Origin of the sequence: Nocardia takedensis NBRC 100417 (assembly GCF_000308695.1) — a bacterium.
GTDB classification, from domain to species: Bacteria; Actinomycetota; Actinomycetes; order Mycobacteriales; family Mycobacteriaceae; genus Nocardia; species Nocardia takedensis.
Map to the genome: position 1 here is coordinate 1 of NZ_BAGG01000125.1, position 15,381 is coordinate 15,381.

Here is a 15,381-nt window from a genome sequence, read left to right on the forward strand (position 1 = left end):
CCTTCGCCCAACGCCGCGTCGACCAGATCGGCACGACGCTGGACCGGCTGTTCAACTCGGTGACCGTGCTGCCGCCGGGCGGGGTCTACACCCTCGCCTCCGAACAGAGCCCGCTGCTGCTCGTCGCGCGCAACGACCTCCCCGTCGCGATCCGGGTGCGCTTCCTGATCGAGGCGCCCGCCGAGACCAACATCACCGATATCGGCGAACAACTGCTGCCGCCCAACGGCATCCGCTCCTTCCAGATCCCGAGCGAGGTCAGCGACAGCCGCAACCTCGTCATCCCCATCTCGCTGACCACCGCCGACGGCGCCCCGCTCGGGCACGCCACCGCGGTGTCGGTGCGCTCCAACGCCTACGGCCAAGCGCTGGCGATCGTCACCGCCTGCGCCGCCCTACTGCTGTTCGTGCTCGCCGGGCGCAGGCTGTGGCGGCGCTTCCGCGGCAAGCCCGACCCGGCCGACAAGGGTGTCGATTCGGGCATCCGCCGCCGGGTGGTGCGGTACGGGCGCTTGCGCAGAAAGGCTTTGCGTGAGGCGCACGACAGCTGAACGAATATCCGGTGAAGTACACGAGTGTGTTTCCGGACGGATGTTCGGAAACACTATTTGTGTGGCGCGGGGCCCCAGGCCCCACAATGGGGGAAGTTCGATGGGTGGAGCCAGGCGAAACGCCGAACCGCACTGGTGCGGGATACCCGGTTCCGGTGCGATACAGGAGGCATGATGGGCGACGATGACTTGTCCGCTCATCGGTTCCGGCCTGATGAACGACCTGACGGGCCCCCGGCCCGCCGGGCGCCCGCCGCACCCTGGGAACGGCAGCTCGCACCGCCGGACGCCGAGGAGGACCCGGGCGTGAACCCCCGCGATCCGCACGGAGCGCCGCCGCCCGACGCCCCCCGAGTGAGCAGGCCCACCCCGCCACCGCCCGGCCGTCGCATGCCACCCCCACCGCCCGCGCGCAGAGGCACGCCGCCGTCGGGCCCCATGCCGCAATCCGGACAGATGCCCGCCCAACCAGGCCCGCAGTCGCGCCGACCCGCACCGCCGCAGCGGCCCGGTCCCGATGGTCGGCCCGGTCCCGACGGACGGCCCACGCCAGAAGGACGTCCTGGCCCTGACGGCCGAATTCCCCCGGACGGTCGCCTCAATCCCGACGGACGACCGGGACCTGATGCTCGGCCCGCTCCAGACGGACGCTCCGGTACAGATGGACGGCCGGGGCCCGACGGACGCCTCGGTCCCGACGGCAGGCCCGGACCTGACGGACGACTTGGCCGAGACGGTCGCCCCGGTCCTGACGGTCGCCCCGGTCCTGACGGTCGCCCCGGTCCAGACGGACGCGGTGGCCCCGACGGACGTGGTCAAGACGGTCGCGGCCCTGCCCAACGCAACGCACCACGGCCCGGTGCCGGTCCCGATCAACGTCCCGGCCCGGACCAACGCCCGGGTGCTGTGCCGCGTCCGGCAGCGCACGGCGGCCCGGCCCATCCCGGCCTCGCGCCGCATCCCGGACAGCGTCAGTACCCGCCCGCGTCCGGCGGACTGCGTCCGGGCGCGCCCGCCCCCGGGCAACCAGCCTCGGGCGCACACCGCGATGCCCCCGCTCCGCCGTCCGGCCCCGCTTCGGGCGCACACCGCGCCGTGCCGGGTCAGCCGGTCGGCCCCGCTTCCGGTGCGCACCGCGCCGTTCCCGGTCAACCGCCGGCCGGCCCCGCTTCGGGCGCGCACCATGCCGTTCCGGGTCAGCCCGCGGGCCCTGCTTCGGGCGCGCACCGCGCGGTCCCGCAGAATCGCGCGCAACCGCAGCGTTTCGCGCCGCCGCCGAACTATCCGCAGCCGCAGCCCAGTCCCGCGCCGGGACGACGTCGCTCGGCGCAACCGGAGGCCGCGCCGCCGAACCGTCGGCCGCGCACCCAGGACATGCCCGCCGTCGCGGGTGCGGTCGCGGTGAAGAAACCGCCCGCGACCGGGGCGCAGCCCGCGGTGGCGGAACCGAAGGAGAGCGCCAACGCGCGCCTGCTCCGTGATTCGGGGTCCATCGCGTTCGCGACGTTGATCAGCCGTATCACCGGGTTCGGCAAGCAGTTGCTGCTGCTCACCGCGCTCGGTCCGGCGATCGCCAGTGCCTACACCTCGGCGAGCCTGATTCCGAACATGATCGCCGAACTGGTCCTCGGGGCGGTGCTCACCGCGATCGTGGTGCCGACGCTGGTCCGCGCCGAACAGGAGGACGACGACGGCGGCGCGGCATTCGTGCGCCGGTTGGTGACGGCCGCGTTCGTCGTCCTGGCGGTGTCGACGGCGTTGGCGATGGCCGCCGCGCCGGTGCTGGCGACGCACATCTTCGTGTCCTCCGACGGCAAGGTCGACACCGGCCTGACCACGGCGCTGACCTATCTGTTGCTGCCCGCCATCATCTTCTACGGCATGTCGGCGCTGCTCACGGCCATTCTCAACACCAGACAGGCGTTCAAACCGGGTGCCTGGGCTCCGGTGTTGAACAACGTGGTCGTCCTGATCGTGTTGGCCTTCTACGCGCTGACGCCGGGCGAGATCACCCTCGACCCGGTCAAGATGAGCGACCCGAAACTGCTGGTCCTGGGCGGCGGCATCACGTTGGGCGTGGTCACCCAGGCGGTGAGCCTGCTGCCCGCGATCCGCCGCCACGGCATCGACCTGCGTCCGCTGTGGGGCCTGGACAACCGACTCAGGCAGTTCGGCCGGATGGCCGCGGCGATCATGCTGTACGTGCTCATCAGCCAGATGGGCGCGATCTTCGCCAACCACATCTCCTCGACCGCCGACGCGGCGGGACCGGCGATCTACCAGAACGCCTGGCTGCTGCTGCAATTGCCGTACGGCGTGCTCGGCGTCACCCTGCTGACGGCGATCATGCCGCGGCTGAGCCGCAACGCCGCCGCCGACGACACGCCCGCGGTCGTGGACGATCTGTCGGTGGCCACCAGGCTGACCATGATCGCCCTGGTCCCGGTCGTGACGTTCTTGACGCTGGCCGGTCCGCAGGTCGGCGAGGCGCTGTTCGGTTACGCGCGTTTCGCCGAGGACGCCAACCGACTCGGCACCGCCGTCGCCTGGTCGGCCTTCGCGCTGATCCCGTACGCGCTGGTGCTGATCCATCTGCGCGTCTTCTACGCCCGCGAGCAGGCGTGGACGCCGACCTGGATCATCCTCGGCATCACCGCGATCAAGGTGTTGTTCTCGGCGCTCGCGCCCGTGCTGGCCAACAACAGCGACCAGGTCGTGATCATCCTCGGCGTTGCCACCGGTCTCGGGTTCACGGCGGGCGCGGTGATCGGCGGGTTCCTGCTGCATCGCAGTCTCGGCGATCTGCGGATGGCCAACGTCGGCCAGACGGTGACCAGGGTGGTGCTGGCCTCGGCGGCGGGCGGCGCGGTGATGTTGATCGTCAACGCGATCCTGGGCCTGGACAGGCTGTCCGGCGGCATCGGCTCGTTGATCCGGGTCGCGATCTCGGCGATCGTCATGTTCGCGGTGGCCTTCGGCCTGATGCGGTTGGCGGGCGTGCCCGAGATCGTCGGCCTCACGGTGGCGGTCTCGCGGCGTCTGGGCTTCACCCCGCCCGCACCCGAACTCGATCTGGACAGCCCGGTCGAGGACGTCTACGCGACGCAGGTCATGCGTCGACCGGATCTTTACGGGTATCCGTCCTTCGACCCGTACATGGACACCCAGACCATGGTGTTGCCCGTGATCAGACCGGAAGCCGTTGACAGCACCGGTAAGGGCGAGTTCCCGTACCCTGTTCGGCAGAGAAGCACAGGTGGCGGTTTCGCCGGAACTTCGACACATCAGGGCGAAGGAGGACCGAGGGTGAGCGACGACGCGGCGGCGGGCGGCGCCCCGGCCGCCGATTCTTCTGCGGCCGCGGCAGGCGGCCTTTCCACCCATGTCCCGAACGCCGCGGCGCACCCCTCCGGGCCCGACGGCACGGAGCGTCCGGCGGGCCCCGCCGAGCCGGAACGCGGACAGCCCGAACGCGCGCCCGAGACCACCGGTCCCGCGCCGCGCGATCCGATGTACGACACCGGCATGATCCCGATCCCGCAGATGGCTCCGCCGCCGGTGGACGCGGGTAGACGGGTGCCGCGCGGTCCCAAGTTGATCCCGGGCGCGTCGGTGGCGGGCGGCCGCTACCGTCTGCTCGCGGACTGCGGTGGGTCGCGCGGACTCCGGTTCTGGCAGGCGCTGGACATCAAACTCGATCGCGAGGTCGCGTTGACCTTCGTCGACGCCGATCAGAAGGCCACCGAGAACGCGGGTCACGACGGCCCGCAGGCGATCCTGTCGCGCACGCTGCGCCTGGGCCGCATCAATTCGCCCGGTCTGGCCCGCGTCCTGGACGTGGTGCGCGGCAGTTCCGGCGGCATCGTGGTGGCCGAGTGGACGCCCGGTCGGTCGCTGCGGGAGATGGCCGAGACGGTGCCGTCCCCGATCGGCGCCGCCCGCGCGATCCGCGCGCTGGCCTCGGCGGCCGAATTGGCCCATCGCGGCGGCGGTTCGCTCTCGATCGACCATCCCGACCGCATCCGGATCAGCGCCTCCGGCGACGCGGTCCTGGCCTTCCCCGGCACCCTGTCGGATTCGGACGCCCAGTCCGACGTGCGCGGTCTCGGCGCGATGCTCTACGCCCTGATCACCGCGCGCTGGCCGATCAGGACGGGCGGGCTCACCGGCACCGCCGCGACGGTCGGCGGCCTGCACCTGGCCGATTTCGGTTCCGACGGAACCCCGATCGAGCCGCGCCAGATCCGTCCCGAGGTGCCCTTCGAGATCTCGGCGGTGGCCGTGCGCTCGCTGGAGTCCAACAAGGGCGTGCGCACCGCGGCCACCGTGCAGCACGTGCTCGAGCAGGCGTCGGTGCTGGATCAGAAGACCGATTTCATTCCGGTGCTGCGACTGGGGCAGCGGCAGCAGTCCCCGAGCGCGGTCGACGAATCCCTCGCCGATCCCGAACTGCTCGCCGCCGAGCGGGAGCGTTCGCAGCGGATGATGTGGATCATGGTGGGTCTGGGCATCCTGGCGGCCCTGGTCGTGGGCATCATCATCTGGTGGATGGTCCGGGTGTTCGCGCCGAGCGCCTCCGACGCCCCGTTGGACGAGCAGGGCGGTATCGGTCTGACGTCGGAGAGCATCGCGGCGCCCGCGCCCGCGGCGATCACCACCGACAGTCCCGCGGGCTCCATTCCCGTTCCGGTGACCGGTGTCTCGGTGTTCTCCCCGGAGGGCACCCCCGACGGCGCGAGCAGCGTCAACGCGGTCCTTGACCAGAATCCGGCGACGGTGTGGCGCACCGACCAGTACTTCCAGCAGTTCCCGGCCCTCAAGAAGGGGGTCGGGCTGCTGGCCACGCTGCCGAGTCCGGCGAAACTGGCCACGGTGTCGATCAATTCGCCGAGTCCGGGTACCGCCGTGGAGATCCGCACCTCGCCCACCGACGCGCCGACCCTGGACCAGACCCAGTTGGTCGGCACCGCCCAACTGGGCGACGGCACCACCGAGATCCCGGTTCGCACCGACGCCTCGGCCCGCTACGTGCTGGTCTGGATCACCGGACTCGGCAACTCGCGCAACCAGTTCCAGTCGGCCATCGCCGACATCCGCTTCGACGCCGCGCCGTAAGCCCCGCGCGCCCTTCGCTTTCCGCCGCCGCACGTGTCGAATCCCGTGCCCCGCGCCTTCCTACGCCGGTTGCTGCGGATTCCCGCCCTCGATATGATTCCTTCGCGCTCTCACAGCAGGGGAGCTTCCCGGGATCTGGTGTAGCGATCCTGGATGCTGCGAAATTTCGGGTGACCGCCGTTCGGCGTGCACCGCGTGAGCGCTGTCCGAGGGGTTGGCTTGCCGTCCGAATTGAACGAGGGTTCCCGCGGGGGGAATGCGCGATCGGTCTCCGACCGCCCGCGCTCGTTCATACCCGACGAACTCAGTGACATCGAGCTGCTCCGGGCACACGTCCAGGGTCAGCGGCACGCGTTCGCCGAACTGTTGCGCCGCCACAACGACCATCTCTGGCAGACGGCCCTGCGTACCTCCTACACCAGGGAGGACGCGGCAGATTCGCTCCAGGACGCGTTGCTGTCGGCGCATCGCACGGCGGCGGCGTTCCGCGCCGAGGCCGAGGTGCGCAGTTGGCTGCACGCCATCGTGGTCAACGCCTGTCTGGACCGGATCCGCCGCAACAAGACCAGGCGGGCGGTGTCGCTGTCGCCGGAATCGATGCCGGAACCGGCCGACGAGCGGGACGAATTCGCCCGGCTGGAGATGTCGCTGGTGGTGGATCGCGCGCTGTTCTCGCTGCCCCCGGATCAGCGGACCGCGCTGGTGGCCATCGATCTGGAGGGGTATAGCGTGGCGGATGCCGCCACGATGCTGGGCGTGCCGGAGGGGACCATCAAGAGCCGGTGTGCCAGGGCGCGTCAGCGCCTGCAAGAACGTCTGGATTTTCTGCGTGATCCGGGGAACCGGAAGTAATCGAGGTGCGTCATTAATAGTGACGAACCACTGAACGATGTCTATGCGGTGGACCCCCTACCTGGGGCGCACCGGCAGCGCCGGCCACGGATACCGAACTCGGATGAGAGCAATGGAGGTGCGATGGCGATCCGGTCCGTACCGCAGCCTCCGTTCTCGGAGGAGCTGTTGGCCGATCTGCACGCGGGCAATGTCGCGCCCGAGTTGGACAGCCGATTACGCGCCGTTGTCCACGACGATCCTGAGGCCGTCGAATATCTGCGCTCCCTCGACGAGGTGAGCTGCCGGGTGCGCGCGCTGGGCACCGACGAGTTGATGCTGCACCCCATGCCCACCGATATCGCCGACCGGATGGCGCGATTCCTCGAAGAACTCGAGTCCAGCGGCAACGGCGCGGCGCGGGCCGAATCGTTCGCCCCGGATTCCGATGTCGACCGCCCCGCCGCGACCAACGGCTCGGGTTCGGTCGTGCCGATCGACCTGCGCGAACGTCGCCGGGCACGGTTGCGGTGGTCGGCGGCCGCGGCGGCGGCCGTCGCGGTGATCGCGGGCGTCGGCCTGGTCACCCAACTGCCCCGCGGTGACGATCAGTCGCCCACCGCGCAGCCCACCACCGACGAGGACAGGATCGGCGACGATCTGACGACCACCGCCGCGCTGGCCGCGCTCGGCCGCAACGAGGTCTCGGGCCCGCTGGGCGAGCGGAACGCCTTGCTCGCGTGCGTGCACGCCGCCGGGCTCGAACGCGCCGTCCTGGGCTCCACGGACATGCGCTACGAGGGCCGCAACGCGGTCCTGATCCTGCTCGCCGGGCCGAAGCCGCCCAAGGTCACCGCGCTCGTCGTCGGGCCGGGCTGCGCGAACGGCGATCCCCAGGTGAAGAACATCACCGATATCGGCTGAGCCGCGAAACCCGTTGTCGCCTGCGTGTTACCGCGCACGATCGGCGCGGCGCGGTGACCCAGGTCGCTGCCGTGCGCCCGGGAACGCCGACGCGCCCCCACGGCGGGAACAAGGCCGTTTACGCTGTTGTTGACCCCCATGTCCCCCAGCTTTCATCTCGGAAGGGCCTCATGAGCACGCCTGTTCGCGACCTCATCATCGTCGGCTCCGGTCCCGCGGGCTATACGGCGGCCGTCTACGCCGCCCGCGCGGAACTCCAGCCGCTGCTGTTCGAGGGCACCCAATTCGGTGGCGCACTGATGACCACCACCGAGGTCGAGAACTTTCCCGGCTTCCGCGCGGGCATCATGGGCCCCGACCTCATGGACGAGATGCGCGAGCAGGCCAAGCGCTTCGGCGCCGACATCCGCACCGAGGACGTCGAGGCCATCGACCTGAGCGGCCCCGTCAAGACGGTCACCGTCGGCGGCGAGACGTACTCGGCCTACGCGATCATCCTCGCGATGGGTTCGGCCGCCCGCTACCTGGGCGTGCGGGGGAGCAGGAACTGCTCGGGCGCGGCGTCAGCGCCTGCGCCACCTGTGACGGCTTCTTCTTCAAGAACCAGAACATCGTGGTCGTCGGCGGCGGCGATTCGGCGATGGAGGAGGCCACGTTCCTCACCAAATTCGCCTCGCAGGTCACCATCGTGCACCGCCGCGAGGAGTTCCGTGCCTCTCGCATCATGCTGGAACGGGCCAAGGCCAACGAGAAGATCGCCTTCGTGCTGAACTCCGAAGTGATCGCGGTCAACGGTGAATCCAGCGTGACCAGCCTCACCCTGCGCGACACCCGCACCGGCGAGGAGTCGGAGATGCCCGCCACCGGCCTGTTCGTCGCCATCGGCCACGACCCGCGCAGCGAACTGGTCCGCGGCCAGGTCGAACTGGACGACGAGGGCTACGTGCAGGTCGTCCACCCGTCCACCGCGACGGCGGTCCCCGGCGTCTTCGCCGCGGGTGACTTGGTCGACCACACCTACCGGCAGGCGATCACCGCCGCGGGCACCGGTTGCCGCGCCGCGATCGACGCCGAGCGGTGGCTCGCCGAACAGGGCGACATCACCAGCAACACCCTCGACCACGCGGGCGAGTCCGTCGCCCAGGTCTGAGCGGCGAGCACAGTTCGCCGCGAGAGTTCCACCACCGCAAGGAGATATCCCATGGCCGACAGCGCCAACACGGTCACCGTGACCGACGCGACCTTCGCCGACGACGTGCTGATGAGCGAGAAGCCCGTCCTCGTCGATTTCTGGGCCGAATGGTGCGGCCCCTGCAAGATGGTCGCCCCGGTGCTCGAGGAGATCGCGGGCGCCCACGCGGAGAAGATCACCGTCGCGAAGATCGACGTCGACGCCAATCCGGAGACGGCCCGCGATTACAAGATCCTCTCGCTGCCCACTATGATGCTGTTCTCCGGCGGAAAGCCGGTGAAGCAGATCGTCGGAGCGAAGGGCAAAGCCGCCCTGCTGCGCGAACTCGAAGACGTCATCTGACGCGACAGCCGTGGCTGTTGTGAAATCGAGTCTCCAAAGCCCGTCGTGGGTCCGACGACGCGCCGTAGGATGCCTGGCACCCCGGTAATTGTCGGATTCCGGGTCAGGTCTGAGAGAATCGACCACGCGCCGTGAACGAACGGGCCGGAGGTGGAGGCCCTGCACCCGCAGGGCTCCGCGAACGGCGCGGTTCACAGCTCCGGTCGTGCGAAGGTGTATCCCAACGCATGAGTGGGTACCCCGGTTGACGGAAGGGAAGGGCTCTCACGCATGCACCGACTTCGTCACGGCGATTCCGGTCCAGCCGTCGCAGAGGTTCGGAGCACCCTGGCAAGTCTCGGGTTCCTCCACGCCCACGCGCTGGGCGGCGATCAAGCCGATGCGCGAGAGTATTGGAAAGACACCGAGGCCACCTTCGACCACAACCTCGATTCGGCGGTCCGCGCGTTCCAGCAGCATCGCGGTCTGCTCGTCGACGGTGTGGTCGGCCCGGCCACCTACCGTGCCCTCAAGGAGGCGTCCTATCGCCTCGGCGCGCGCACGCTGATCTATCAGCTCTCCGCGCCGCTGTACGGCGACGATGTGGCCACGCTCCAGCGCAGGTTGCAGGATCTCGGGTTCTACGTGCACCGCGTGGACGGATTCTTCGGCCCGCACACCCACGAGGGACTCACCGCGTTCCAGCGGGAGATCGGCCTGTCCGCCGACGGCATCTGCGGTCCGGACACGCTGCGGTCGCTGGAACTGCTGGGCGCGCGTGTCACCGGCGGCAATCCGCACCGGATCGCCGAAGAGGAAGTCGTGCACCGGGCGGGTCCGCAGCTCACCGGCAAGCGGATCGTCATCGATCCGGGTCTCGGCGGCGCCGACAAGGGCCACGCGGTCCCCACCGAATTCGGCGACGTCTACGAGTCGGAGATCCTCTGGGACCTCGCCAGCAGGCTCGAGGGCCGGATGGCCGCCACCGGCATGGAGACGTTCCTGTCGCGGCCGTGGGGCGCGAATCCCACCGATGTCGAACGCGCGGAGACGTCGAACGCCTTCGACGCGGACCTGATGATCTCGCTGCGCTGCGCCACCAATCCGAGCCCGCTCGCCAACGGCGTCGCCGGTTTCCACTTCGGCAACTCGCACGGCTCGGTCTCGATGATCGGCCAGGTGCTCGCCGGTTTCATCCAGCGCGAAGTGGTGGCCAGGACTTCCTTGCAAGACTGCCGCACCCACTCCCGGACCTGGGATCTGCTGCGCCTGACCAAGATGCCGACCGTCCAGGTCGACATCGGTTATCTCACCAACGACTACGACGCCTCGGTGCTCACCAACCCGCGCATGCGCGACGTCATCGCCGAGGCCATCCTGATCTCGGTCAAGCGGCTCTACCTGCTGGGCCAGGACGATCAGCCCACCGGCACCTACACCTTCGCCGAACTGCTCGCCGAGGAGTTGGCGGCCGCCGACCGCCTCTGACAGACCTGCCGGATACATCGCGCCCCCGCCGATACGACATCGACGGGGGCGCGGTGGCGTTTCCGAGGACTTCTAGACCCCGATGCGGGTGGGGGCGGTCAGCGCGGCGGCGGCCAGCAACTGGTCCAGGGCGCGCTCGACGTCCTCCTTCCAGCCGTGATCGGAATCCAGTTCCAGGCGCAGGCGGGGGAAGCGGTGATGCGGCGCGACGACCTCGAAGCCGACGTCCTCCAGAAAATCGGCGTCGATCATGCAGGTCTCCGGGGAGCAGCCCACCGACCGCGGCTCCCGGACCGGTGCACCGATGCGTTCCATCAGGCGCATCGATCCGACCGTGCGATCGGACATGGCCTTGGCCGGGGGATCGCTGCGAATCCCGAACGCCTCCAGCGCGCGCACACCGCGGCGCACCAGATCGGCCACCACGGCCTGGAGCAGCCGATGGGCGACATCGCCATCCCGGTGGGGTGATTCCGAGCGCAGCGTGGTCAGCAGGACCGCGTCCGGGCTGACGGGGGAGGTGGGGAACAGCGCGGCGCGCGGCACGGCGCTCGGCGGCGAATAGAGGGCGCAACCCGCCACCTTGCCGTCGACCTGCGCCACCTGACCGCAGGAACCCCACTGGAGCATGACGGTGGACAGCCATGCTTCCTTCTCGAAGACCGGATCACTGAATTCGCGGGAGTCCTCGGCGACGGCCGGATCGATCTCCCAGAACACACAGCGCCGGGAGTGTGCCGGCAACTGATCCAATCCGCCGAGGGTAAGTGCTGTGACGCTGGTCGACACCGCTCTGCTCAGCCTCCAGCTATCCGATTCTTCGATCACGCCGCATCACTAGGTTCTCGCCAAGAATAAGCGATCAACGAAACCTGCCTCACTCCACGTCGCTGTGCTGTTGGGTTGGAGCCCACTCGAGCCCCGGGGTGCCGCGCCGAACCCGCGGGGCCATCGATCGGAGACGTCGTCACAGTGACGTTTCAACGTCCTACCCGATACCTACCGGCCACACGGGCCGAAAAAGCTTACAAACCGAGCTTCTGCTGCTCCATCAAACCGACGATGCGTTCCAGATCCTCCACCGAGCCGAACTCGACGACGATCTTGCCCTTGCGCTTGCCCAGGCTCACCGTCACCCGGGTGTCGAACGACTCCGACAACCGCTCGGCCACATCCTGCAACCCCGGCATCTGGATCGGCCTGCGCCGCGGCGTCGGGGGAGTGGCGGCATCCGGATCGCGATTCGCGAGCGTCACCGCCTCCTCGGTCGCGCGCACCGACAGACCCTCCGCGACGATCCGCGCCGCCAACACCTCCTGCGCGTCCGCCCCGGCCTCCAGCCCGAGCAGTGCGCGCGCATGACCCGCCGACAACACACCCGCCGCGACCCGCCGCTGCACCGGGATCGGCAACTTCAACAGGCGGATCATATTCGTCACCACCGGGCGGGACCGACCGATCCGAGTCGCCAACTCCTCGTGAGTGACGTCGAACTCCTCGAGCAACTGCTGATACGCCGCCGCCTCTTCCAACGGGTTCAACTGCACGCGATGGATATTCTCCAGCAGCGCGTCCCGCAGCATCGACTCGTCGGCCGTCTCGCGCACGATGGCCGGGATCGCCTCCAGGCCCGCCTCCTGGCAGGCCCGCCACCGGCGCTCACCCATGACGAGCTGAAAGCGATCCACCCCCGGCTCCAGGCGACGCACCACGATCGGCTGCATCAACCCGAATTCCTTGATCGAATGCACCAGCTCGGCCAGCGCCTCTTCCTCGAAGACCTGGCGCGGCTGCTTCGGATTCGGCTCGATCTGGTCCGGGGCGATCTCGCGATAGACCGCGCCGCCCTCGGCCAACTCCGGTTCGCCGGTGGCATCCGCCGGATCGGGGACACGATGCAGATAGGCCGAAGCCGGTTGCGGACCAATGGGATCGAGCCCGATCACGACGTTGGCGGCCGCGCTGCCGAGCCCCTGCGTGGCCGTGGGCCCCGTCGGGATCAACGCCGCCAGACCGCGCCCCAGTCCGCCCTTCTTCGCCTGACTCATCGGCCTACCGATCCCTTCTCTATCCGCCACCTGAAACCCACTACCACGGTCGGGTTACTACGCACCTTCGACGACCGGCTGGGCCATGGCGCGCTGCGCCATCTCCCGGCCCGCGTCCAGGTAGCTCATCGCGCCCCGGGAGCCTGGATCATAATCGAGAACCGTCATTCCGTAACCCGGTGCCTCGCTGACCTTCACGCTGCGCGGGATCACCGACCGCAGCACCACATCACCGAAGTGCCCGCGCACCTCCTCGGCGACCTGATCGGCCAGCTTCGTCCGGCCGTCGTACATGGTGAGAATCACCGTCGAGACGTGCAGTTCCGGATTCAGATGCGCCTGGACCAGACCGATATTGCGGAGCAACTGGCCCACACCCTCCAGCGCGTAGTACTCGCACTGGATCGGGATCAGCACCTCCTTGGCCGCGACCATCGCGTTGACCGTCAGCAGACCGAGGGAGGGCGGGCAGTCGATCATCACGTAATCGATGTCGTATCCGGCGATATTGGCCTCCTGGATGGCGGCCTTCAACCGACCCTCGCGGGCGACCATCGACACCAGTTCGATCTCGGCGCCGGCCAGATCGATCGTGGCCGGAATGCACAGCAGGCGCTCGTTGTGCGGACTCTGCTGAATGGCTTCCTTGACCGAGACCTCGCCGATGAGCAGTTCGTAGCTGGAGGGGATACCCGAATGATGGTCGATGCCCAGGGCGGTACTCGCATTGCCCTGCGGGTCGAGATCGATCACGAGCACCGTCATCCCATGGTGCGCCAACGCGGCCGCTAGATTCACCGCCGTTGTCGTCTTACCGACGCCGCCCTTCTGGTTGGCGATGGTGATGATGCGTTGCTCGTGGGGCTTGGCCACTGTCACCTTTCCTGGATGCAGAATCTGGCTTGCGCGATGAGCTTCGGCAGCGATCGGGGTCTCGCTCGCGGAGATGTGCCCGAACGGTGTGTTCCCGAATGCCTCGGTATCGAGATTGCTGGAGTCCAGCATCCCCGGCACGCGCGACGTGGTTTCCCGTGAAACATTCGCCGGACCGCTCGACATTGACTGCTCCTAACGCGAGAACTCAGATCACGTGCGACCGACAACGCCGCCGTGTCTTCAACAGCTGTGTCGGATCAAACACGATGCTCGATCGGGGATTCGGAGACCGACCGAGCGGAGCCCGCGCCGCTGTGACACTCAGATCCTCGTGGCACCCGCGCTCACGCCCGACGCACACTAGCTTGCCGGCACCGAGCGGTATTAGAAAGCTGAATCGCGGTGAGACGCCAAGGACACGCGCGACATTCGCGAAAACGCCGGGGGAGTGGGTCATGTTTCACATGAAACATGATCATCGGCGCGAAGTTCGACCGGTGCGCGGAGAGGGGGCACGACGGCGGGCCGCCGAACCGCCGGATGCCGAACGTCTTCGAATCGCACTCCGACACCAGCGGCTTTCATCACTGTGACGCCTCGGGTCACGGTCGCGTTCCACGTGAAACCACGCAGCGTGTCGCGCGAGGAGTCCTCCCCGATTCGGCAGTCTCTCCGAGGACGCGCCAATTCGACGGCACCATCGACGTCGTCGGCCCGGACGGTCCGGTCCCGCTCCTCGACCTGTTCCAGGGACGCCAGGAACTCCTCGTCTACAAACACATGTGGTACGACGACACCCCCCATCAAGGGCAGTGCGAGGGATGCACCATGACGATCTGGCATCTGCCGGACTCGGTCTACCTCAACGCCCGCGGCGTCTCGTTCGCCATCCTCACCACGGGCGCCTGGCCGGAGGTCGCCGACTACGTCAGCTTCATGGGCTACACCCAGCCGTGGTACTCGGTCCGCGATATCGAAGGACCCATCGGCGGCCCGATGGGCTACCTCACCAGCTACCTACGCGACGGCGACCGCACCTTTCTCACCTACTCGTCCACCTCCCGCGGCAACGAACGCGCCAACCCGGCACTCGGCCTCCTGGACCTGACCCCCTACGGTCGCGGCGAAGCCTGGGAAGACAACCCCGACGGCTGGCCCGAGGGCGACGTCTCCTGCTGGTACTGGCGCACCGACGCGGACGGCAACGCCACCTGGGGACCCACCGGCCGCCCCACCCCCCAATGGACCCGCCCCGACGCCACCCCCGAAACCACCCTGGGACGCCACGGCACGTTCCACTGATCGCCATGACCGCCCGCCCGTGTTTCCCGTGAAACATCAACGGGCGGACGCTCCTGTCTCACCCCGTCCGTCTCACCGTGTATCACCGCACCGCACCGCACCGCACCGCACCGCACCGCACCGCACCGCACCGCACCGCACCGCACCGCACCGCACCGCACCGCACCGCACCGCACCGCACCGCACCGCACCGCACCGCACCGCACCGCACCGCACCGCACCGCACCGCACCGGCGAGCGTCCCCCTTGCGTGGGGGAGGACGCAACCCGGGCAACTCGTTTCTTCTGGTGAGGAACGGTGCGATCACCCGCGGGCGGACGTCTTGTTCATCGGCCGCGCACGCAGCCTTCTCGCCCCCTGACAAGCGATCGCTGCCCACGGCGGATGGTGATCATGCAGCGCTCCCGCGAGGAGCACGAAACCGTTCCCTAGCCACGGCGCACCGGTCAGGGACCGCCATCCTGTACCTGGATTTCGGCGCCACCCGAACCGTCCCTCGGCGCACCACCTCCCGGCACCTCCGGCGATCCTGGCGTGGCGACACTGGCGCTGAACGTCTGGCGTCTTGCGGCCCGAGTCGTGTTTCACGGGAAACAACGAACCGTGCGGTCACGTGTCCTGCTCGACAAAGCAGCGCACCCGGCGGTCGGCGTGCTCGTTCACCGCCACGTTCGTGGTCGAGGCACCGCGCCCGGCGACCGCCGACGCGCTGGACCTGTCATCGCCACCGCC

General features: G+C 68.8%; 9 protein-coding genes and 2 pseudogenes. 8 read left to right on the forward strand and 3 right to left on the reverse strand.

Annotated elements, in window-relative coordinates; genetic code table 11:
* From ON30_RS27535 to ON30_RS27570, 7 genes and pseudogenes are all read left to right on the forward strand, one after another.
* The coding region (locus ON30_RS27535) for a DUF6049 family protein (RefSeq protein ID WP_040711748.1) at nucleotides 1-551 on the forward strand (551 nt) is incomplete at its 5' end.
* Nucleotides 552-1,925: 1,374 nt separating this feature from the next.
* Nucleotides 1,926-5,666, forward strand: a complete 3,741-nt coding sequence (locus ON30_RS27545; RefSeq protein ID WP_051030057.1) for a murein biosynthesis integral membrane protein MurJ — start codon at nucleotides 1,926-1,928, stop codon at nucleotides 5,664-5,666.
* Between the two features lie 291 nt (nucleotides 5,667-5,957).
* Nucleotides 5,958-6,518: an RNA polymerase sigma factor SigM gene (gene sigM, locus ON30_RS27550; protein WP_040711786.1), complete on the forward strand. Its 561-nt coding sequence runs from the start codon at nucleotides 5,958-5,960 to the stop codon at nucleotides 6,516-6,518.
* Between the two features lie 123 nt (nucleotides 6,519-6,641).
* Nucleotides 6,642-7,421, forward strand: a complete 780-nt coding sequence (locus ON30_RS27555; protein ID WP_040711751.1) for an RsmA family anti-sigma factor — start codon at nucleotides 6,642-6,644, stop codon at nucleotides 7,419-7,421.
* Nucleotides 7,422-7,591: 170 nt separating this feature from the next.
* Nucleotides 7,592-8,571, forward strand: a pseudogene (trxB, locus tag ON30_RS27560) (thioredoxin-disulfide reductase).
* Between the two features lie 39 nt (nucleotides 8,572-8,610).
* A pseudogene (trxA, locus tag ON30_RS27565) lies at nucleotides 8,611-8,955 on the forward strand (thioredoxin); the annotation flags it as partial.
* A 270-nt stretch (nucleotides 8,956-9,225) separates the two neighbouring features.
* A complete protein-coding gene (locus ON30_RS27570; RefSeq protein WP_040711753.1) occupies nucleotides 9,226-10,422 on the forward strand; it encodes an N-acetylmuramoyl-L-alanine amidase in 1,197 nt (398 codons plus the stop codon).
* 72 nt (nucleotides 10,423-10,494) lie between these two features.
* Here ON30_RS27570 and ON30_RS27575 read toward each other — a convergent pair whose 3' ends face one another.
* From ON30_RS27575 to ON30_RS27585, 3 genes are all read right to left on the reverse strand, one after another.
* Nucleotides 10,495-11,211, reverse strand: a complete 717-nt coding sequence (locus ON30_RS27575; protein ID WP_040711754.1) for a GNAT family N-acetyltransferase — start codon at nucleotides 11,209-11,211, stop codon at nucleotides 10,495-10,497.
* A gap of 236 nt (nucleotides 11,212-11,447) precedes the next feature.
* Nucleotides 11,448-12,470, reverse strand: coding sequence for a ParB/RepB/Spo0J family partition protein (locus tag ON30_RS27580; RefSeq protein ID WP_040711755.1), 1,023 nt, complete (start codon nucleotides 12,468-12,470; stop codon nucleotides 11,448-11,450).
* A 57-nt stretch (nucleotides 12,471-12,527) separates the two neighbouring features.
* Nucleotides 12,528-13,475 (reverse strand): ParA family protein, encoded by a 948-nt coding sequence (locus ON30_RS27585; protein WP_245554248.1) that lies wholly within the window; start codon nucleotides 13,473-13,475, stop codon nucleotides 12,528-12,530.
* Between the two features lie 411 nt (nucleotides 13,476-13,886).
* Here ON30_RS27585 and ON30_RS27590 point away from each other — a divergent pair, with 411 nt between their 5' ends.
* Nucleotides 13,887-14,648 carry a DUF899 family protein gene (locus ON30_RS27590; RefSeq protein ID WP_083911715.1) on the forward strand — a complete coding sequence of 254 codons (762 nt, stop codon included), beginning with the start codon at nucleotides 13,887-13,889 and terminating at the stop codon, nucleotides 14,646-14,648.
* The last annotated feature ends 733 nt before the right edge of the window (nucleotides 14,649-15,381 follow it).